The following is a 20960-nucleotide window of genomic DNA, read 5'->3' as shown; positions in this document are numbered from 1 at the left end:
CTGTATTTTACAGCGCTTATTAATTTAAACCTGCTCTAGGTTTAAGTTGGATATTTTATTCTGCTATCCAATTTTGTTTGAATTTTAAATCCCCAGAAAGTCCCCTTTAATTATTTGTTTGGTATTTTTATGCTTGCGCCAACTGCGTTGCAATGATAAAAATAAGCCTCATTGGACACACACACAAGAAAACAGATGCAAACTATTCGCTTAATTACACTAAACCTAAACCTCTTACTGCTGTGGCAAGTGAGCGGGGATTAGTGTGTTTGCATTGAGTTAAACATTAAAAACCCCGCAACCGCGGGGTTTTTTTTATCTCGCTGCAGGGATAAATCGAAATTTGGGTAATACAGGAATTGAGGGGCAGTTATGCAACAGCAAGATAAAGTATGGATTTTTGATACCACCTTACGTGATGGTGAGCAGGCACTAAAAGCAAGCCTAACAGAAGACGATAAAGTTCAACTGGCGCATACCATTAGCCGCTTAAATGTGGATGTAATGGAAGTGGGGTTTCCGGTGTCGAGCCCAGCTGACTTTCGCTCAGTGCAACGTATTGCCACCGAGGTTAAAGGCCCTATTATTTGTGGCTTAGCTCGCTCGGTTGCCAAAGATATCGAGGCCTGTGGCGATGCGCTGCGCGCTGCACAGCAAAGCCGTATTCATACTTTTATTGCCACCAGCCCGCTTCATCTTGAACACAAGTTGCGTATGAGTCTTGATGATGCCACTGCAATGGCTGTTAAATCTATTAAATTAGCGCGTAACTATACCGATGATGTTGAGTTTTCGTGTGAAGATGCTGGGCGTACACCGCATTGGGATTTATGCAAAATTGTTGAGCAAGCAATTAACGCCGGTGCATCAACAATTAATTTGCCAGATACAGTCGGTTTTGTAACTCCAGATGAATACGCAGCAATGATCCGTCATTTAATGAATAACGTGCCAAATATAGATAAAGCGCGTTTAAGTGTGCATTGCCACAACGATTTAGGTTTAGCCGTTGCCAACTCCGTGGCCGCAGTGCAAGCCGGTGCACGCCAAATTGAATGCACCATTAATGGTATAGGTGAGCGTGCGGGGAACTGTTCACTTGAAGAAGTGGCAATGATCATGAAAATGCGTAAAGACCACTTAAACGTATATACCGACATAAAAAGCGAAGAAATTTATCGCGCCTCTCGTCAAGTGGCCAAAATTTGTAATATGCCGGTACAGCCAAATAAAGCGATTGTTGGCGAAAATGCGTTTGCTCATAGCTCAGGTATTCATCAAGACGGTGTATTAAAAGCGCAAAACACTTATGAAATTATGTCACCAGAAAGTGTTGGCGTACCAAGTAATCAATTAAATATGACCTCACGTTCAGGCCGTCATGTTATAGAACACCGCTTAGAAGAATTAGGCTATCAAAAATCAGATTACGACATGGATAGCTTATACCAAAGTTTCGTTGCGCTGGCTGATCAAAAAGGCACAGTATACGACTACGACTTAGAGGCCATGATTTACTTTAATCAAATTAACGACAAAGACGAAAAGTACCAGTTAGAGTTTGTTAACTCTGCGTCTAATTCACAATCGGTGGCCAGCTCAACCATAGGCTTGCTGATTGATGGCGAAGCAAAACAAGAAGCCGCAACAGGTAATGGTCCAGTTGAAGCTTCGTTTGCTGCTATTGAGCGCTTAACAGGTATGAGTGTTGAAATGATTGAATACAATTTAGAGGCCACCGGCCAAGGCGCCAGCTCATTAGGGCAAGTGAATATTATTGCTAAATATGATGGTCGTCCCTATCACGGTGCTGGTATTGCGGCCGATGTGGTCGAAGCCTCAGTACGGGCTATGGTTCGGGTTTATAACTTAATTTATCGAGCACAAAAAGTGTCTGATTTAAAACAACAAAGGAAAGCAGGATGAGTAAAACACATTACAGCGTTGCCGTATTAGCAGGCGACGGTATTGGCCCAGAAGTTATGGCAGCTGCAGAGCAAGTACTTGACGCAGTCAGTGATAAATTTGGTTTTACTCTGAACCGTGAGCATCACGCGATTGGCGGCGCAGCCATTGATGAATTTGGCAAAGCACTTCCTGATACAACTTTAAAAGCCTGTGAAAACGCCGATGCTATTTTATTTGGCTCCGTGGGTGGCCCTAAGTGGGAGCATTTACCACCGAATGATCAACCAGAGCGCGCGTCATTGTTACCACTACGAAAGCACTTTGGTTTGTTTTGTAACTTACGTCCTGCTCAATTGTTACCCGCATTAAGCGCAGCATCACCACTTCGTGCTGATATTAGTGAAAAAGGCTTTGATATTTTGTGTGTGCGTGAGCTAACCGGCGGTATTTATTTTGGTGAAAAAGGTCGCAGTGGCGAAGGTGCTGAAGAAGCGGCATTTGACACCCAAACATACTCGCGTAAAGAAATTGAGCGTATTGCACGTTTTGCTTTTGAGGCCGCTAAATTGCGCAGCAATCATGTAACCTCGGTTGATAAAGCCAATGTTTTAGCATCAAGCGTACTGTGGCGTGAAGTAGTCACTGAAGTGAGTAAAGAGTTTCCTGAGGTGAGCTTAGATTATATTTATGTAGATAATGCAGCGATGCAGCTAGTTAAACAGCCTAGCCAGTTTGATGTATTACTGTGCGATAACTTATTTGGCGACATTCTATCGGACGAATGCGCGATGATCACCGGCTCTATGGGGCTATTACCTTCGGCTAGCTTAAATCAATCAGGCTTTGGCTTGTATGAACCCGCGGGTGGCTCAGCGCCCGATATCGCCGGAAAAGGGGTCGCTAACCCTATTGCACAAATTTTAAGTGCCGCATTAATGTTACGTTATTCATTAGGACAAGATGAAGCGGCTCGCACCATTGAAAAAGCAGTTGCAGAGGCGGTTGAAGCGGGTGTGGGGACGCCTGATATTTATCCGCAGGGCGGCTACACCACCACCGATGTTGCAGCGGCTATTGTTTCACGCATTTAACTATTAAAGCCACAGCACCGTTAGGCTGTGGCTCAATCAGATCAGGGAGTTAGCAAGTGGCTCAAACTTTATACAATAAAATTTGGCAAGCACACACGGTTGCCAGCATCAACGAGCAAACCGATTTACTTTATATTGACCGTCATTTAGTACACGAAGTGACGTCGCCACAAGCATTTGCAGGTTTACGTGAAAAAAATCGTAAAGTGCGCTGTCCAGAAAAAACCATTGCGACCATGGATCATAATGTTTCAACTAAAAGCCGTTCATTAGATGCAGCCAGCGAAGTCTCTAAAAATCAACTAATGGCACTGGATGCAAACTGTAAAGAATTTGGTATTTTGCTGTACGACCTAAATTCAGTAAATCAAGGTATAGTACATGTGATTGGCCCAGAGCAAGGGATCACTTTGCCAGGCACCACCATAGTATGCGGCGATAGCCATACCTCAACCCACGGCGCGTTTGGAGCGCTTGCCCATGGTATTGGAACCTCAGAAGTTGAGCACGTATTAGCTACGCAAACGCTACAGCAAAAAAAGGCTAAGTCGTTAAAAATTCAAATTAACGGTGTGTTACGCCCAACAGTAACTGCTAAAGATTTAATTATGGCGGTTATAGGTAAACTAGGCACTGCTGGTGGTACGGGTTATGTGGCTGAATTTTGTGGCGAAGGCATAGAGGCGCTTTCGATGGAAGCGCGCATGACGTTGTGTAACATGAGTATTGAAATGGGTGCCAAGGCAGGTTTAATTGCCCCAGATAAAATCACTTACGAGTACTTAAAAGGGCGTCCATTTGCACCAAAAGGCGCTGATTTTGACGCCGCTGTTGCCTACTGGGAAACCTTAAAAACTGATGATGGCGCAACCTTTGACTTAGAGGTAGAGCTAGATGCTGCTAATATTCAACCACAAATCACCTGGGGGACTAACCCAGAGCAAGTGATTGGCGTTGACGAATGTATTCCAGATCCAGACAAAGAAACTGATTTAATTAAAGCTGATGCCATTCGTAGTGCACTTAAATACATGGGTTTAAAAGCGGGCGATAAGTTATCAACTGCCAAAGTAGATACAGTATTTATTGGCTCATGTACCAACAGCCGCATTGAAGATTTACGCGCCGCTGCAAAAATTGTTGAAGGCAAACAAGTGGTTGCTGGCGTTGAGGCATTAATTGTTCCGGGATCAGGTTTGGTTAAACAGCAAGCAGAAGATGAAGGCCTTGCCGACATATTTAAAGCTGCAGGGTTTGAATGGCGTGAGCCGGGTTGTTCTATGTGTTTAGCAATGAATGACGACCGTTTAGGCGCAGGTAAACGCTGTGCATCTACATCTAACCGTAATTTTGAAGGACGCCAAGGGCGAGGCGGGCGTACACACTTAGTGAGCCCAGCAATGGCGGCAGCGGCAGCAATACATGGCCACTTTGTTGATATTAGAGGAGAAGCCTAATGAGCATCTATTTTAGTGGCTTAATGGCCCCACTTGATAAAAACAACGTCGATACCGACCAAATTATTCCTAAGCAGTTTTTAACTTCAACTAGCCGTGACGGCTTTGATGCGGCCTTGTTTTACGATTGGCGTTATTTAGATAATGGTGAGGCAAACCCTGATTTTATTTTGAACCGTCCTTGCTATCAAGGCGCGCAAATACTACTAACCCGCGATAATTTTGGCTGTGGCTCATCACGAGAGCACGCACCATGGGCGCTTAAACAATATGGTTTTGAAGTGATTTTGGCTGAAAGCTTTGCTGATATTTTCTTTAATAACTGTGGTAATAACCAAATGCTTGCTATTGCATTGCCAGCGCAAATATTAGAAGACTTATTTGTGTTAAGTGAGCAGCATGACGATATTCACATTGATGTGGATTTAGAAAACCAGCAATTGCGCAGCAATAAATTTGCGCCAATCAGCTTTGATATTCGCAAAGACGTGAAAGAGCGTTTATTAAGTGGCTTAGACTTTATTGGTGTAACCGAGACCTTAAACCCGCAAATTGATGCGTTTGAAGCAAAACTTGCCGCTGAGCGTCCTTGGCAATAGTGGCTTAAAAGTTATTAAATAATGAAACGCGGCATAAGCCGCGTTTTTTATTGCTGTCAGATGCTGTTCATCGTGATTACTGTCTTTGTGTTTGTTTAAACGCTAAGCTAATTTTTTACATGTTTAGGGATACATTATGAAATTATTAACAGCTGCAGCACTAATGCTTGCATCAACCGCTGCAATAGCACGCCCAGCGCCTTTAGTATCAATTCCAACCCATGATGGCTTTTTTGATAATATTGCTGCCCATTGTGGTAAAGCTTTTGAAGGTAAAGTAACGGTTGATAATGCCACAGGGCCGAGTTCATTTGCCGATAAAAAATTAGTTATGCATGTGCGTAAGTGTAATGAACGTGAGCTACAAGTGCCGTTTCATGTGGGTGATGATGCCTCACGTACGTGGATCATCACAAAAACAGGCAGTGGGTTGAGCCTAAAGCACGATCACCGCCATAAAGATGGTACTGATGATGTATCAACTATGTATGGTGGCCATACGCTTGATGCGGGGTTTGCTAACATGCAGTCATTCCCTGCTGATCAGTATTCAAAAGAGTTATTTGTTAGCCAAGGCATACCACAATCGGTTGGCAATACATGGCAAATGTATATTTACCCTGAAAAGTTCACTTACCGACTCATTCGCCAAGGTCGCGAATTCCGCGTTGACTTTGATTTAACTAAGCCTATCACACCACCGGCTGCACCATGGGGATATGGTGTTAACTAATCTTTTTTTATATTAAAACCACTGGCTGTTTTAACGCTCAGTGGTTTTATGGAAGCATAACGAGGTGTTATTTCTTTGAGGTTTTTTCTGCAGGCATTTCACACTGCACAAATACACTCAGTGGTGGCTGATAAGCGCGTGGTTTAGTTGGAAAGCGCTCATACTCTTGCACGCCTTCAGTTACCTTTAACATGAAAGGGTTATCGCGACATAAACGGTTTGCGTGGCGCAATAAAAACACACTTTGGTTTCTAAAATGTGGGTAGTCATCAGACTGTATTTCTAAGTGGTAATTGTTAGTGTCTATTTGCGTTTGCTTGTAATGCACCTTTTCATCAAAGTCATAGAGTCGCTGCATTTCAGTTTGTTCTGCCGACACATTCGAACACGCTGTTAAAAATACCCAGCTAATACTTCCATATATATAATGATTTGCTTTTCTGCTCATAAACCTTTAACTCCATCTTGATTTTGGGTAGTGTGATCAGCATATCTATTACACCCGTTATGATATAAGTCTAACACCCAAAAAGGGGAAATGTGATGTTCAAGCAAATTAAACAGCTTTTTTCGAGTATTGATCAGCAAGATTATGATATTGAACAACATGATTTAAAAACAGCGGTTGCCGCGTTATTAATTGAGGTAATGCGAGCGGATAATGATTTACAGGCAGATGAGCAACAAACGCTAAGTCTGACATTAAAAAAGTATTTTGATTTAACTGATGAAGCAGTAGATGAGTTAACCGAACAAGCAAGTTCGAGCTTAGATGACGCCATTGATTATTTTCAATTTTCAAAGCAAATTAATAATCAATGTAGTGCACAGCAGCGCATTGAAATAGTTGAACTACTCTGGCGATTAGCATACTCAGATGGTGAACTTGATCCACAAGAAGAATACGTTATTCGTCGTGTTGCAAACCTATTGTACGTTACCCATGAAGACTTTATTGCTGCAAAGCTTGCAGCAACAAAGTTGTAATGTTTATTTTAGTTTACTTGCTACGCTAACCAACTGCTGCGCAAGGCCAGCTACTTTTTCAGCGGTAGCAGGGTCGTTAATACGGCCGTTTTCGTCTAACAAAGTATGAATAGCCGGTACAGCTAATTGATTGGCTAATACTAAACTGCCAATGCCAGATAAAATATCACGCACGTGATTTAAGCCACGTAAGCCGCCAAGTCCACCCGGTGATGCTGCATATAACGCGGTTACTTTATTTGCAAATGCAGGCTCTGCGCCTTGTTCGGTGCGAGATGCCCAATCAATGGCATTTTTTAACACCGCGGTAATAGAACCATTATATTCTGGGCTGGCCAGTAAAATACCATCGGCTGTGCGCAGTTTGTCCTTTAATTGTTGTACGCCGGCTGGTGTGCCTTGTGCTTCTAAATCTTCATCAAACATTGGTATGGCTAAGTCTGCAAGTTTAATCACTTCCACTTCAGCGCCACTTTCTAGTGCAAAACGTGCAGCTTCATTAATAAGTTTTTGATGGAAGCTGTCTTTACGTAAGCTACCTGCAAGGGCAATAATTTTTGGTGTAGTCATGAGTTGATCCTGATGCTGATTATCTATAGGTATGACTTTAACAAATAATCACTTGCAGAAAAGCCAAATAAACGCAAAACTTGTGTGCATATATGCACAGTTTAAAGAGTGGTTACCATGGCAATTCAATTTGATGATTGGCAAGATCTTAAGGTTGCTTTTGAGGTGGCGCGGTTAGGTACTTTAACTGCAGCAGCCGAAGCGCTAGATGTGCATCATAGCACGGTGCTCAGACGAATTAATAACTTAGAAAAAAGCTTAAATGCGCGATTATTCCACCGCCATGCTCGTGGCTACAAAGTCACAGAGATTGGCGCTAAGTTATTTACCACAGCACAAGCAATTAACGGTGAGCTAGAGCGTTTACACAGTGACATAATTGCAGCAGATAGTACCTTACAAGGTAGTTTGTTACTCACCACTGTGAGTGGTTTTATAGATGTATTAAGTGAGGTATGCGAGCAGTTTCAAACCTTGCATCCGCAAGTGCAATTACAAGTGATTATGGATCAAAAGCGTTTGCGCTTAGACCATGGCCAAGCACATATCGCTGTAAGAGCAGGCCCTAGACCGGATGAAGGTGATTATATTGCGCAGCACTTGGCGGCACTCTCGTCAGGATTTTATGCCTCAAAACATTACATTAGTCGTTATGGCTTGCCACAAACGTTAGCACAACTATCGGTGCATAATTTTGTATCGGGTGTGGCTGGGTATAATGGCAAAGTGCCATATTTTTCGTGGGTTGATGAAAATATTCCCTCGTCGCAAGTTAAACTTAGAGTATCAGAAACCTCAGAGGCTACTCGCGCCATCGTTAAGGGGCTAGGGATTGGCGGATTACAACATGATGTTGCAGCGCAATACTCTGATTTAGTGCCTGTATTACCTAACGAACTTAGTTGGCCTACTGACTTATGGTTAGTGACGCATCATTTAGTGCATCGTACTGCGAAAGTGCAAGCGTTTAGTCAGTTATTAAAAACCTATTTTAAGCAGCGTAAATTAAGTTAAAAAAGCTACAACGATTTTTTTATAGAAATACCCAAGCGCTTGGCTAGCCGTGTTAAGTTAGCGCGGTCGACCTGTAAACTACGCGCTGTGCTTGCCCAGTTATAATTATGTTGTTTAAGTTGCTGTATAATAAGCTGCTGAGTGTAAGTATCGGTGGCTTGTTTTAACGAAATGTTGTTTGTTAAAGGTGTGGTTGCAAGCTGGTTTGAGTGTTCAAGAGCTAAGGTGTTAACAGCGCTTAAATTTAGCTCGCAATGCTCTGGCTCAATAGTAATAATTGGTTGCTGCCATTGATGCTGTTTAGCTTTTAATGCGGCGCGATTAATAACATGTTCCAGCTCTCTTACATTGCCAGGCCAGTCATATTTTTTTAGCATTAATTGCGTTTCAATGCTGAGTTTTAGCTGTTTAATCGCAAGCTTACGAGCTGTTTTTTCCAAAAAATAACCGGCTAATAAAATAACATCTTCATCACGGGCTTTTAACGGCGCCACGCTTAACGGGTACACACTTAGGCGATGATATAAGTCGGCGCGAAATCGCCCCTGTTCTACTTCGTGTTTCAAATCACGGTTAGTGGCTGCAATCACTCTAACATCAACATATTTAAGTTCATCTTCACCAACGGTTTGTACTTCGCCACTTTGCAGTACCCGTAATAATTTACTTTGCATTGCCAGTGGTAGCTCGCCTATTTCATCCAAAAATAAGGTACCGCCATCGGCTAACTGAAACTTACCTTGGCGAGCATTTTGTGCCCCTGTAAAGGCGCCTTTTGCATGGCCAAAAAATTCACTTTCGGCGAGGTTTTCAGGCAGTGATGCACAATTTAAATGGATCAATGGCTGATCTTTGCGTGCTGAATGCAAGTGAATATTACGCGCCACCAACTCTTTGCCGACCCCAGTATCACCTAAAATTAATACACTAAAATTAGAGGCTGCAACCAGCTTTATTTCGTTTTTAAGGGTTTGTATTACTGGGCTTTGGCCAATAATTTCACCACCATCACGCTTGAGCGCCTCACGGTTTAACGCTTGTACTAATTCACTTGAGTGCTGGGCATGTTGTTTGTAATGGGCAAGCTCTAGGGCTGTTTTAAAGTGCGCACTGCACAAGGTTTGTAAGGTATTAAGCGTATCAGCGGTAATGCCGTCAAACGCATCAGCGTTTAGGCTATCAAAGGTCAAAATACCAAGCAGCGAATCTTTATCATAAAGCGGTAACCCTAAGCAGGCATGCACTGGAATATCACCCGTTTTAGCTAGTAGTAAGCCGTCATATGGGTCTGGGAGCGGGCAGTCATGTGCAAATTGCAGTGCCAAGCGGTGATTACAAATAGCATCTAGGCGAGGATGCTCTGCAATGTTAAAGCGCCTGCCTAAGCTATCAGGCATTAAACCTTTAATCGCTAAAGGCTTTAATTGCTCGCCTTGGCGAATTAACAAGGCGCTAGCATCACTTGGAATAACACGTTCAACCGTGGCTAAGAGCTGCTCAAAACTGTGGGCATGTAAGGTGCTTTGTGCAAGCTCCAAGGCAACTTGAGTCAGGTTGAATTGCTGATTCATGTCAAAATGACCTGTTAGTGTATTTAATTGGTTTTTATAGTAGGTCATAAAGACTCTTTTTGTAAAGTGAAATTAAATAACGCGTTGAATTTAAGAGTTTTATTTAATTGGCATGGTCTGTGTAATAACAAAATAACGAAAGCAGTTATTGGAGTTGTTATGAGCAGTATTTTTTTAGGACAGGTTAATTATTCAGTGAAGTCTAATTCTCTGTATTACCGTGTGCTATCTCATGCAAATAAGATGCTATGTATTAGCGTATTGGGGGGGGTGATTACGCTGTTAATAAGTTATCCCTATGCGGGCTACTTTTCTATACCGGTACAAATTTTTGCACACATTAGCACGATTGTTCTCGCGGCTATTCTCAAAGTGAGTTACGTACTGCGCTGTGTGGCACAGCATGGGCTGGGACAGGAGGTGCGCTAATGAAGCCCATAAACTTAGCCGAACCTATGCCAGCGCAGGTCGCATTTCATCAGGTATCACAATGGTCATTATGGATGTTGGCATTTAGACCCTTTTTTTTAGCTGGTGGATCACTAGCGTGTTTGTCTGTGGGTTATTGGTTACTTATTTTAAGTGGCGATGCACAGTGGTATTTAGTTATGCCTGCTAATTTGTGGCATGCACATGAAATGTTATTTGGTTTTGCGGGCGTGGTTGTGGCTGGCTTTTTACTTACTGCAGCACAAACATGGACCGGTGTTGCAAGTATTAACGGTAAACCATTGATGTGGCTTAGCCTAGTATGGCTTAGTGCACGGCTTAGTTTTTTTGTAGTTGTGCCTAGCATTGCTCAGTTTAATGTTTATGCGGTACTGATTTTACAAGTTGTTTGGTGGCTCTCGGTAATTATAGTGCTAGCCAGCATGTTGATAAAAGCGAGCAGTAAACGCAACTACTTGTTTTTATTTATTCTTTCATTTTTATGTACGCTCAATATGTTGTATTTAATACTAGTGCTAAAAAGCCAAACGCAGCTAGCGCTTGCAATGGTTGATACCGCAGTACTGGTTATAAGCTTGTTGGTGGGAGTTGTAGCTGGGCGTGTATTACCCTTTTTTACTGCCAAAGGGCTGGGCTTATCTAAGCAGGTACGCACACCAAACATAGATAAAGCTATTTTATACTTATCGGTATTGGCGATAGCATTATTTTTTATTAGTAAATTATTTTTCACTGTAATTAACCCGGCACTAGTTGTGATGAGTGCAGCGTTTTTGCATTTAGTTCGCGGTGTTTGCTGGTGGAACAAGCAAGTCCTAAAAGTCCCATTATTATGGTCGTTACACTTTGCGTATTTAGCTTTAGGTATAGGTTTAATGTTAGTGGCAATCAGTTTTTATAGCAGTGCAATACTGTTTAAAGATGCTCTGCATTTTATCACTATTGGTGGTATCGGCATGATGATTTTAGCCATGATGACACGGGTATCACTAGGACATACCGGTCGCTCACTTAGTATTCCTGGTTTTATGAATCTTGCATTTGCATTGGTGTTTAGTGCCGCAATTATTCGTGCTTTTCTCCCGTCTTTTATTGGGCCACACCTAGCTTGGCAGATCAGTGCTGTGCTTTGGTTACTGGCCTTTTTATTATTTTTAATTCACTGCACTCCTATATTAACGCGGCGTCGTGTTGATGGGCGTCGTGGTTAGTTCACCCATAGGAAACCAAAATGTTATCTGAAAAAACTATTGAGATTGTAAAAAGTACAGCTCCATTACTTGCAGAAGCGGGTACAGCCGTCACCGATCATTTTTATAAGCGCATGTTTAGCCATAACCCGGAACTTAAACATATTTTTAATATGACTAACCAAGAAACGGGTCGTCAGCAATTTGCATTATTTAATGCCTTGGCTGCGTATGCGCAAAATATTGATAATTTAGCCGTGTTAAAAGAGGCATTAGCTAGAATTAACCATAAGCATACCAGCTTGAATATTTTACCCGAACACTACCCTATTGTAGGGGCGCATTTGATCGGCACACTTAAAGAGCTTATTCCTGAACAGTTTACAGCTGATGTTGAATACGCATGGCGAGAAGCTTATAACCTACTGGCTGATATTTGTATTACCGAAGAAGCAGCGTTGTATGCACACAGTAAAAATAACCACGGTGGCTGGGTAGGCACACGGAAGTTTGAAATTACTCATAAACATGTTGAGTCTGAATTTGTAACCAGCTTTATCCTCACGCCTGTAGACGGCAAAGCTGTTATTTCCCATAAGCCAGGACAATATCTTGGCATTAAAGTTAAGCCTGAGGGGGCAGAATATGAAGAGATCCGCCAGTATTCTATTTCGCAAAAGAGCAATGCTAAAAACTATCGTATTAGCGTTAAAAAAGAGTGCCAACCACAGCCTGGCGTGGTGTCTAACTATTTACACTCACTAGAGCAGGGCGCACTAGTAGAGCTATACCCACCAGCAGGTGACTTCTTTTTGAAAGACGCAACAAGCCCCGTTGTGCTTATTTCTGCAGGTGTTGGCCAAACCCCAATGATGGCTATGCTGCAAACGCTATTGAGCGACAATACTAATCAAGCGATTAGTTACTTACACGCGTGTGAAAATAGCTTGGAGTATTCATTTAAAGACTACCTAGCTCAGCAAACGGCTATGCATCCACAACTAAAAACCTTAACCTGGTTTAATCAAGGTGGTGGGGGATGTGATTACACAGGTCTTATGGATTTATCTGTGCTTGAGGCATCACTGCCTATTAGCGAAGGGGCATTTTATTTGTGTGGACCAGCTTCATTTATGGCTTATGTAAAAGGCCAACTACTTGACTTAGGTGTACAGAGCTCGAATATTCATTACGAAATATTTGGACCACACCAAGCATTATAAACATAAGTTTACAGCTTTTTACTGTCGGTGTTTGCGGCATAAGCTTGTTGTTGCCAAGCATTAAACAGCTTTTGTTGTTGATTTGATATTTTTAAACCATAAGTTTTTTGCATGTAAGCGTATGCATCGGCAATACGTTTACGTGCATAAACCGGCGGTTCAATAACGCGTTGTTTAAAATTAACCTTAACCTCACAGCGACCATATTGATTAGCATTTTGGGCTAACATGCCAAAGCGATAGTTTGAACGATCAGCGTTAATTTCACCGATTGCGGGAGCTAAATTGTTAATATCAGCTTCCATCATGCGAAACTTTGCACTTACTTTACGGCAATTTTTACGTCCACCATCTTGCCAGCATTGTAACTGATGACCGAACTCCCAAGCGGGTACAATATGTTCCCATTCTATTCGCAGAGCGCGTTGGTTCACGTTACCTGAGCGGGTAAATGTGTTGCGTGGCACATAACCACAATGGGTTGCATCGGGTACTAACTTTTTGCCTTTACGTTTTATGTCGCAACCACAATAGATACTTTTTGCATTGGTTGGTAAGGTTTTAATTAAGTGTTTTTTAGCACTGGAAAAACGAGTAAATTGCTCAGCATTAATAGTAAAGCTGATAACGCAAAGCAATAACGCAAAAATAAAATGCGGCATATCCTATCACTTTAGTGAACTACAGGAGCCGCGATTTTAAAGAGAATAACCTAAATGGTAAATCAGTTTTCTGTACAACCTGCTTAAAAACTCAGGATAGCTTACGTTTTCTTGTTCTTAATCGGATGTTTTGCAGTAATAAAATAAAACCAGTAAAACTAAAAAACACACTGCTGGCAGCAAAGCTAATGAGTAACGGGTTGTTAAAATCCTCGCGCTCATCGTAATCCATAATGTGTAACATCCAAAAGAAGTCAAACACTCGCCAAATATTACTGCGAACTGTAATGAACTCGCCGTTATCAGCATTAAAATATAAGCTGGTGCTAAGCATATCGTTAAAATTAACTTGCCAAATATTTTCTTTAAACCCGGCTTCTCTAAAACTGGTTGCCAGCTTTTTTGTGCTTATAACGTTTGCATTAATTAAAAGGTGAGCGTGGGCATTAGTGATTATTTGTGCCTTGCTTGGTGCTGAAAGTGGGTCGCCAGTTGTACCATTAAAACTATAGGTTTTACTCGCTGTAGTTACTGTAATTACTGGGGTATTTAAAAAGTGACTATAATTAATTTGCTGGGGTTGTGGTGTATTCGCAATAATTTTATCAAGTGAGGCTGTGTAATCGGCTTGGCTGAAAGGGTTTTCTAGTTGGCGGTTTGCAAGGTGTTTACCGTGTACTTTTTCAAGTGGCATGGCGCTCATAAATAAACCGCCAAGCAGCCATGCAAAAATTTGTATTACCAAAAAGTAGCCTAGCCATTTATGCAGCTTACGGGCTGTTTTAAAAATGCGTTTGTTCATTCGCTTTCTCATTATTATTATTTTTTGCAAGGCACCTAATGGAGCTAGCTACCATTAGGTTAATAGCTGTATTAACCGTTACTTTAATACTTGCAGCTTAATAAAGGAATTAAATAAATTATAAGCTGTTGATTTGGTATAAATGCAAAATTAGGTTAAAGTTTGCGGTGAAATTTAAGTGGGGTAACACAACTGTATGTCGGAAATTCAATTTTTAAATGTAGATCTAGAGCTCGAGTCAAAGCAAGATATTAGCGTATTAGTTGCTGATTTAAAAAAGGTCGCAACCATTTTACATTATGATAAAGACGAATACCGCCAACTGGCACGCATCGAAGTAGCTGGTGAAATAACCACACCTGATAAAGCAATTAATCACTTATGTGAACTAATTGAGTCGTGTTCACGCAATGCATTAAAGCAATGGTTAAGTTGTTCTCGTAGAACCTTTGATATGGGATTTGAGTCGGGTACGTCGCCAAAATGTTTTAATCAGGCCTTGCATGCAGATACCTTGTTACGCATATCTGCAATTGGCGCAGGCATAGAAGTTACTATTTACCCTCTGGAAAAGTAATTTAACCTTTTCGTTCGACTACGGCTGCGGTCATTCTTGATACGCAGCAAAGCTCATTGCGACTATTGGTTATTTTAATATCCCAAACTGAGCTGCGTTTACCAATATGATAAGCCCTTGCGGTAGCCGTTAATGTGCCGTTGCGTGACGCTTTTAAGTGGCTTGCGCTGATCTCTTGCCCAACACAATAAAATCGACTGAAATCAACTACAAAGTTAGCGGCATAACTTGCTACGGTTTCAGCAAGGACTACATTGGCACCACCATGCACTATACCCATAGGGTTATGATGCTCTGGAATTGCCGGCATAGTGGCGATTAAGTAGTCATCTCCAATTTCACTGATTTCAATTCCCATGGTCTTCATGAGCGTGCCTTGGCCAGTGATCCCTTGATCTAATTGCTTACAAAACTCTAATGTAATTGGTTGGTGCCAAATACTCATGCTAGCTCCTTGGATAAGTAATTGAGAATTAATATGGTAATGCGCTGCTAATAATTACATTTATTATTGGGGTTTTAAAGCATCTTATTGTTTAGCCATCATCACTTATGAGGTATTAATTTATATTTGCGATTTTTAAATAACTGTATATACTCACAGTTAATTGTACTGTATGGAAAACCAGTTGTATGCGACCATTAACGAAACGCCAAGCGCAAATACTCGAACTTATCAAAGTGTTTATTAAAGACACTGGTATGCCTCCTACACGTGCCGAGATTGCACAAACACTGGGTTTTAAAAGTGCAAATGCTGCAGAAGAACATTTAAAAGCACTGGCTAAAAAAGGTGTGATTAAAATGAAGCCGGGCGCGAGTCGGGGTATTCAGCTTGTTGAAGAAGAAGAGCCAGAGCAACTGGGCTTACCTTTAATTGGTCGAGTTGCTGCGGGTGAGCCAATATTGGCGCAACAGCATGTAGAAAGCCACTGTAAAATTGACCCTTTAATGTTTAAACCTGCGGCCGATTTTTTACTGCGTGTTAACGGCATGAGTATGAAAGATATTGGCATTATGGATGGCGACTTACTCGCTGTACATAAAACTCAAGTAGCTGAAAATGGTCAGGTTGTTGTTGCTCGAGTGGATGATGATGTTACGGTTAAACGTCTAGAAAAAGCCGGCAGAAAAGTATTACTGCATGCTGAAAATGACGAGTTTTCAGCTATTGAAGTAGACTTGGAAAATGAATCCTTCAATATTGAAGGTTTAGCGGTGGGTGTTATTCGTAACGCTGATTGGATGTGATAGTTAAACATAACTTAGCGCTTAATATTGATTAGGCGCTGTTTTTACATGCATTATTTTTGTACGATATTGCTTGTGAATCGCTTTTTGTTATTTCAAAAAAATCTCTAAATACTTTATAAATAAACAAATTTATTCTAATTGTTTTAAATCATAAAACTTTATATTTTTTCCGCTGTTATTCAAGCTACCCCTTACCAACTCTGACTCTTAGATTAATTACCTTATTTGTGACTATTTTCTTTGCTGCACTTTTTTATGTAACCTCTTGTTTATTTTTCATACTCACCTTGCTTATTGTTTATTTTTTAACTAGTTATTAAAGAGCTGGAATAAAAATAACTCACAGCCTTGTCGTTTTGAGCACACACATTTAGTAACTCCAGCACCCTTATAAAAAATAAAAATAACGAATGGGCGTTTAAGCCGTATGCCTCTTCGCTTTGCGTCAGCAATAGCATCAAAGGAGCCGTCACATGGGTAAGCTGAGTTCTTCCTTGTGGCTTATATTGTTAGTTTTTTCGCAAAATGTGCTTGCTAATAGCCAATATAATATGCGTAAAGGCGTAACTGATATAAGTAATAATGTATACCAACTGCACATGACCATATTTTTAATATGTTGTGTGATTGGGGTGATCGTGTTTGCCATTATGTTTTGGGCACTCATCCATCATCGCAAGTCTAAAGGGGCTGTCCCTGCCCAGTTTCATGAAAGTACCAAAGTAGAAATACTCTGGACTGCCATTCCTTTTGTCATCTTAATTGTTATGGCAATTCCTGCGACTAAAACGTTAATTGCCATGGAGGATGCCAGCAAAGCTGATATCACCATAAAAATTACTGGATCACAGTGGAAGTGGCATTACGAGTATATGGGGGAGGACGTTGAGTTTTATTCAATGTTAGCGACTCCTCAAAATGAAATAACGAATCTTGCCGATAAAAACCCGAATTATTTACTCGAAGTAGATAAGCCGCTGGTGCTACCGATTAATCAAAAAGTACGTTTTTTAATGACTTCAGATGATGTAATTCACTCATGGTGGGTACCTGATTTTGCAGTTAAAAAAGATGCAAACCCTGGGTTTATTAACGAAACATGGACCAATATTAATGAAGTAGGTACTTACCGCGGGCAGTGTGCAGAGCTGTGTGGTAAAGATCATGGCTTCATGCCTGTTGTGGTAGAAGCAAAAACAGAAGAAGACTTCAAAACGTGGTTGGCAGAAGCTAAACAAGCTAAACAAAAAGCGGCTGAAGCAGACGCTGCGTTATTAGACCAAGTGGTACCAAAAGAGGAGCTGATGGCTCTTGGTGAGCAAGTTTATATGGCGAGCTGTGCAGCGTGTCATCAACCTACAGGTTTAGGTTTGCCGGGTGTCTTTCCAGCACTTAAAGGCAGCCCAATAGTTATAGGTGATATCAAAGGTCATATCGATATCTTACTTCATGGTAAACCAGGTACAGCGATGCAGTCTTTCGCAAAGCAATTATCTATTAAGCAGATAGCAGCCGTTATTACTTATAAGCGAAACGCATGGGGTAATGACACCGGAGAGGTAATTCAACCAAGCGAAATACAAGCGGCACTGGATGCTGATGGGGAGGCTAAATAATGAGTAGCATTGCAGAACAACCTAATTCCAATGAGGCTCATCATGGCCATCAACCTGCAACAGGCTTTAAGCGCTGGTTATTTACAACCAACCATAAAGATATAGGAAGCTTATATTTAATTTTTTCTCTCACCATGTTTTTGATTGGTGGAGCAATGGCTATGGTTATTCGGGCTGAGTTATTTCAGCCGGGTTTACAATTGGTTGATCCTCACTTTTTTAATCAAATGACCACAGTACACGGTTTAATCATGGTGTTTGGTGCAGTAATGCCTGCATTTACTGGATTGGCAAACTGGATGATTCCGTTAATGATTGGTGCGCCAGATATGGCATTACCGAGAATGAACAACTGGAGCTTCTGGATTTTACCATTTGCGTTTTTGATTTTGTTAGCGTCATTGTTTATGCCTGGTGGCGGTCCTGCATTTGGGTGGACCTTCTACGCTCCGCTTTCCACCACTTATAGTAACGACAACACAGCAATGTTTGTGTTTGCGGTGCATATAATGGGTATTAGTTCGATTATGGGAGCCATTAATGTGGTGGTAACCATAGTGAATATGCGCGCCCCTGGAATGACGTGGATGAAGCTACCGTTATTTGTGTGGACATGGCTGATCACGGCTTTTTTACTTATTGCAGTAATGCCGGTACTTGCTGGTGCAGTTACTATGGTACTCACCGATAAATACTTTGCGACCAGCTTCTTTGACGCAGCTGGTGGTGGCGATCCGGTAATGTTCCAACATATATTTTGGTTTTTTGGTCATCCTGAAGTTTATATTATGATTTTGCCTGCTTTTGGCATTATCTCTACGATTGTTCCTACTTTTTCACGTAAAAAACTATTTGGTTACGCCTCTATGGTGTACGCCACTTCCTCGATTGCCTTGTTGAGCTTTATTGTGTGGGCGCATCATATGTTTACCACTGGTATGCCCGTGGCGGGTGAGTTGTTTTTTATGTACGCGACTATGTTGATATCGGTACCTACCGGCGTAAAAGTATTTAACTGGGTGGCAACTATGTGGCGTGGCTCTATTAGCTTTGAAGTGCCTATGCTGTTTAGTATCGCATTTATTGTGCTGTTTACTTTAGGTGGCTTTTCGGGATTGATGTTGGCTATTACGCCTGCCGATTTTCAATACCACGATACTTACTTTGTGGTTGCACATTTTCATTATGTACTCGTAACGGGCGCGGTTTTTTCTATTATGGCAGGGGCTTATTATTGGCTGCCAAAATGGACCGGAAATATGTTCAATATTACTTTGGCAAAATGGCATTTTTGGTTGTCCTTGGTAAGTGTAAATGTGCTGTTTTTCCCAATGCATTTTGTGGGATTAGCCGGTATGCCACGCCGTATTCCAGATTATGCACTGCAGTTTGCTGACTTTAACGCCATTATTAGTATAGGTGGGTTTGCCTTTGGTTTATCGCAATTACTGTTCGTTGTCGTTGTGTATAAATGTGCAAAAGGGGGCGATAAAGTGCCTGCAAAAGTTTGGGATGGGGCAGAAGGGCTTGAATGGGAAGTTGATTCACCAGCGCCATATCATACGTTCTCAACGCCGCCGGACATTAAATAATGACTCACTTGCCGTTATTAAAAAAGCTGGTGGTTATTTGCATTGCAATGTTTGCTTTTGCATTTGCCATGGTACCTATATATGACGTGTTTTGCGATATAACCGGGCTTAATGGTAAGCCCTCGTTAGAGCAAGCACAGCAAAGTACCTTGGTTACTGAGAATAGAGAAGTTAGCGTTAGTTTTACCACGCATGCCCAAAGTGGTGCGCCTTTTGAGGTTAAATCTAAAGAATACAGTGTAGATGTAAAACCAGGGGCCATGCGTGAGGTTATGTTTAGCGCTAAAAACAATAGTAATGAAGACAAAGTGATGCAAGCGATACCTTCGGTAGCGCCGGGTAAAGCGGCTAAGTATTTACACAAAATAGCGTGTTTTTGCTTTGACCAGCAACCTTTGAAAGCTGGCGAGGAGTTAGAGTTTAAATTACTTTTTTATGTTGATACTGAGTTACCTAGTGATGTGGAGGAGTTAACTCTGTCTTATACCGTATTTGATATTAGCGAGAAGTTAGTAGCCAGTAATAACTAGCTTATAAAACTAGTGAAAAACTAGGAGCAAATGAAATGAATCAAAAATATGAACATTATTACGTACCTGATCAAAGCCCATGGCCAATAGTTGGCGCGGTGGCGCTATTTTTTATTGCGGTAGGGGCAGCCTTAACAGTTATGGATATGGGTAAAGAGGGAGGCAGTGGTGTTTACTTACTGTATGTGGGTATTGCCGTATTGCTTTATATGCTGTTTAGCTGGTTTAAAAATGTGATTGAAGAGTCTCATCAAGGTTTATATTCTGCACAAATGGATCGCTCATTTAGACAAGGAATGAGCTGGTTTATTTTTTCAGAAGTCATGTTTTTTATGGCCTTTTTTGGGGCCCTTTTTTATGCCCGCATGTTTTCTGTGCCTTGGCTTGGAGGCGCCGATAACAACGCCATGACTAACGAAGTGTTATGGCCTACTTTTGAGGCTGTGTGGCCATTGTTAAATACCCCAGGGGGCACCTCTACGCAAGCAATGGGCTGGCAAGGGTTACCACTGATAAATACCCTTATTTTATTAGCGTCGTCGGTAACTCTGCATTTTGCTCATGTAGCGATGGAAAATAACAAACGTACTCCACTTAAGGTGTTTTTAGGCGTAACTATTTTGCTGGGAGTATGCTTTTTAGGGCTCCAAGTAGAAGAATATATTTATGCTTATAATGACCTTAATTTAACCCTTGATGCGGGAATTTACGGTAATACCTTCTTTTTGCTAACCGGTTTTCACGGTATGCATGTCACCTTAGGTACCATTATTTTATTAATCGTTTTCCTACGGATTTTAAAAGGCCACTTTACAAAAAATAAGCACTTCGCGTTTCAAGCTGCGGCGTGGTACTGGCATTTTGTTGATGTTGTTTGGCTATGTTTGTTTGTTTTTGTATATGTACTGTAGTGGGCAAAGGTGATTGATTGGCCGTAATAAAACCAAGTTTTAGTGCGGCAATTACCATCACTAATACTACAACAGAAAATAACACCCGACGCCCTAAAAAGTGAGACATGGGGCGTCCATTGGTTTTTCCCGACACCATAATAAATAAAGCACGAAATAAATTAAACAATATAAATAATAACAGTAAAACAATAATAATTTTAATAATCACTGGGTTTATCCT

22 protein-coding genes are annotated in these 20960 nt (G+C 41.3%); 15 read left to right on the top strand and 7 right to left on the bottom strand.

All coding sequences use genetic code 11. The features are described 5' to 3' along the window. The first annotated feature begins 372 nt into the window (after positions 1-372). From leuA to DK924_RS17520, 5 genes are all read left to right on the top strand, one after another. Positions 373-1926: a 2-isopropylmalate synthase gene (gene leuA / locus DK924_RS17540; protein ID WP_010392352.1), complete on the top strand. Its 1554-nt coding sequence runs from the start codon at positions 373-375 to the stop codon at positions 1924-1926. Beyond that, positions 1923-2999 (top strand): 3-isopropylmalate dehydrogenase, encoded by a 1077-nt coding sequence (gene leuB / locus DK924_RS17535; protein ID WP_054202813.1) that lies wholly within the window; start codon positions 1923-1925, stop codon positions 2997-2999. Before leuA ends, leuB begins: the two co-directional genes overlap by 4 nt. A 56-nt stretch (positions 3000-3055) precedes the next feature. Further along, a complete protein-coding gene (leuC, locus tag DK924_RS17530) occupies positions 3056-4456 on the top strand; it encodes a 3-isopropylmalate dehydratase large subunit (protein WP_109875783.1) in 1401 nt (466 codons plus the stop codon). Next, complete coding sequence (leuD, locus tag DK924_RS17525) at positions 4456-5055, top strand: 3-isopropylmalate dehydratase small subunit (RefSeq protein WP_055012750.1); 600 nt, start codon at positions 4456-4458, stop codon at positions 5053-5055. The genes leuC and leuD overlap by 1 nt, the downstream gene beginning before the upstream one ends. Positions 5056-5191: 136 nt before the next feature. Then, the gene (locus tag DK924_RS17520; RefSeq protein WP_109875782.1) at positions 5192-5788 is read left to right on the top strand and encodes a hypothetical protein; all 597 of its coding nucleotides are present in this window, start codon (positions 5192-5194) and stop codon (positions 5786-5788) included. A gap of 67 nt (positions 5789-5855) precedes the next feature. On the opposite strand, the gene DK924_RS17515 is transcribed toward DK924_RS17520, so the two are convergent. Continuing rightward, entirely contained in the window at positions 5856-6236 is a 381-nt protein-coding gene (locus DK924_RS17515) for a hypothetical protein (protein ID WP_010392359.1), read from the bottom strand. Between the two features lie 95 nt (positions 6237-6331). Here DK924_RS17515 and DK924_RS17510 point away from each other — a divergent pair, with 95 nt between their 5' ends. Continuing rightward, complete coding sequence (locus tag DK924_RS17510) at positions 6332-6775, top strand: TerB family tellurite resistance protein (RefSeq protein ID WP_010392360.1); 444 nt, start codon at positions 6332-6334, stop codon at positions 6773-6775. Between the two features lie 3 nt (positions 6776-6778). On the opposite strand, the gene DK924_RS17505 is transcribed toward DK924_RS17510, so the two are convergent. Continuing rightward, entirely contained in the window at positions 6779-7345 is a 567-nt protein-coding gene (locus DK924_RS17505; protein WP_054202817.1) for an NADPH-dependent FMN reductase, read from the bottom strand. A 117-nt stretch (positions 7346-7462) separates the two neighbouring features. Between DK924_RS17505 and DK924_RS17500 the strand changes: the two genes are divergently transcribed. Continuing rightward, a complete protein-coding gene (locus tag DK924_RS17500; protein WP_010392364.1) occupies positions 7463-8359 on the top strand; it encodes a LysR family transcriptional regulator in 897 nt (298 codons plus the stop codon). A 5-nt stretch (positions 8360-8364) separates the two neighbouring features. On the opposite strand, the gene norR is transcribed toward DK924_RS17500, so the two are convergent. Next, on the bottom strand, positions 8365-9930 hold the full coding sequence (norR, locus tag DK924_RS17495; RefSeq protein ID WP_171039116.1) for a nitric oxide reductase transcriptional regulator NorR: 1566 nt from the start codon (positions 9928-9930) through the stop codon (positions 8365-8367). 428 nt (positions 9931-10358) lie between these two features. Here norR and DK924_RS17485 point away from each other — a divergent pair, with 428 nt between their 5' ends. Both DK924_RS17485 and hmpA read left to right on the top strand, forming a co-directional pair. Further along, positions 10359-11591, top strand: a complete 1233-nt coding sequence (locus DK924_RS17485) for an NnrS family protein (protein WP_109875779.1) — start codon at positions 10359-10361, stop codon at positions 11589-11591. A gap of 20 nt (positions 11592-11611) precedes the next feature. Next, positions 11612-12793 (top strand): NO-inducible flavohemoprotein, encoded by a 1182-nt coding sequence (hmpA, locus tag DK924_RS17480; protein WP_109875778.1) that lies wholly within the window; start codon positions 11612-11614, stop codon positions 12791-12793. Positions 12794-12801: 8 nt separating this feature from the next. Here the strand turns inward: hmpA and DK924_RS17475 are convergent, their stop codons facing one another. Continuing rightward, entirely contained in the window at positions 12802-13455 is a 654-nt protein-coding gene (locus tag DK924_RS17475; RefSeq protein ID WP_054202821.1) for an endonuclease, read from the bottom strand. A 91-nt stretch (positions 13456-13546) separates the two neighbouring features. Further along, positions 13547-14257, bottom strand: coding sequence for a hypothetical protein (locus DK924_RS17470; protein ID WP_055012744.1), 711 nt, complete (start codon positions 14255-14257; stop codon positions 13547-13549). Between the two features lie 196 nt (positions 14258-14453). Between DK924_RS17470 and DK924_RS17465 the strand changes: the two genes are divergently transcribed. Next, positions 14454-14834, top strand: a complete 381-nt coding sequence (locus tag DK924_RS17465) for a hypothetical protein (protein ID WP_008114170.1) — start codon at positions 14454-14456, stop codon at positions 14832-14834. Position 14835: 1 nt separating this feature from the next. Here the strand turns inward: DK924_RS17465 and DK924_RS17460 are convergent, their stop codons facing one another. Further along, positions 14836-15279 (bottom strand): PaaI family thioesterase, encoded by a 444-nt coding sequence (locus DK924_RS17460; protein ID WP_109875777.1) that lies wholly within the window; start codon positions 15277-15279, stop codon positions 14836-14838. Between the two features lie 188 nt (positions 15280-15467). Here DK924_RS17460 and lexA point away from each other — a divergent pair, with 188 nt between their 5' ends. The 5 genes from lexA (at position 15468) to DK924_RS17435 (ending at position 20737) form a co-directional block, all read left to right on the top strand. Then, on the top strand, positions 15468-16085 hold the full coding sequence (gene lexA / locus DK924_RS17455) for a transcriptional repressor LexA (protein ID WP_010392379.1): 618 nt from the start codon (positions 15468-15470) through the stop codon (positions 16083-16085). A 476-nt stretch (positions 16086-16561) separates the two neighbouring features. Continuing rightward, on the top strand, positions 16562-17704 hold the full coding sequence (coxB, locus tag DK924_RS17450; RefSeq protein ID WP_054202822.1) for a cytochrome c oxidase subunit II: 1143 nt from the start codon (positions 16562-16564) through the stop codon (positions 17702-17704). Then, positions 17704-19296 carry a cytochrome c oxidase subunit I gene (ctaD, locus tag DK924_RS17445; protein ID WP_010392382.1) on the top strand — a complete coding sequence of 531 codons (1593 nt, stop codon included), beginning with the start codon at positions 17704-17706 and terminating at the stop codon, positions 19294-19296. Before coxB ends, ctaD begins: the two co-directional genes overlap by 1 nt. Continuing rightward, complete coding sequence (locus tag DK924_RS17440) at positions 19296-19826, top strand: cytochrome c oxidase assembly protein (protein WP_010392384.1); 531 nt, start codon at positions 19296-19298, stop codon at positions 19824-19826. The genes ctaD and DK924_RS17440 overlap by 1 nt, the downstream gene beginning before the upstream one ends. A gap of 35 nt (positions 19827-19861) precedes the next feature. Continuing rightward, complete coding sequence (locus tag DK924_RS17435) at positions 19862-20737, top strand: cytochrome c oxidase subunit 3 (RefSeq protein ID WP_010392387.1); 876 nt, start codon at positions 19862-19864, stop codon at positions 20735-20737. Here DK924_RS17435 and DK924_RS18900 read toward each other — a convergent pair. Next, entirely contained in the window at positions 20637-20948 is a 312-nt protein-coding gene (locus DK924_RS18900) for a DUF2909 domain-containing protein (RefSeq protein WP_075170808.1), read from the bottom strand. The two genes, DK924_RS17435 and DK924_RS18900, sit on opposite strands and share 101 nt — an antisense overlap. Positions 20949-20960 lie beyond the last annotated feature (12 nt).

The organism is Pseudoalteromonas sp. meg-B1 (assembly GCF_003173795.1).
Classification (GTDB): Bacteria; Pseudomonadota; Gammaproteobacteria; order Enterobacterales; family Alteromonadaceae; genus Pseudoalteromonas; species Pseudoalteromonas undina.
The sequence above is the reverse complement of the archived record's forward strand: the minus strand, read 5'-3'. Positions and strand labels throughout refer to the sequence as shown.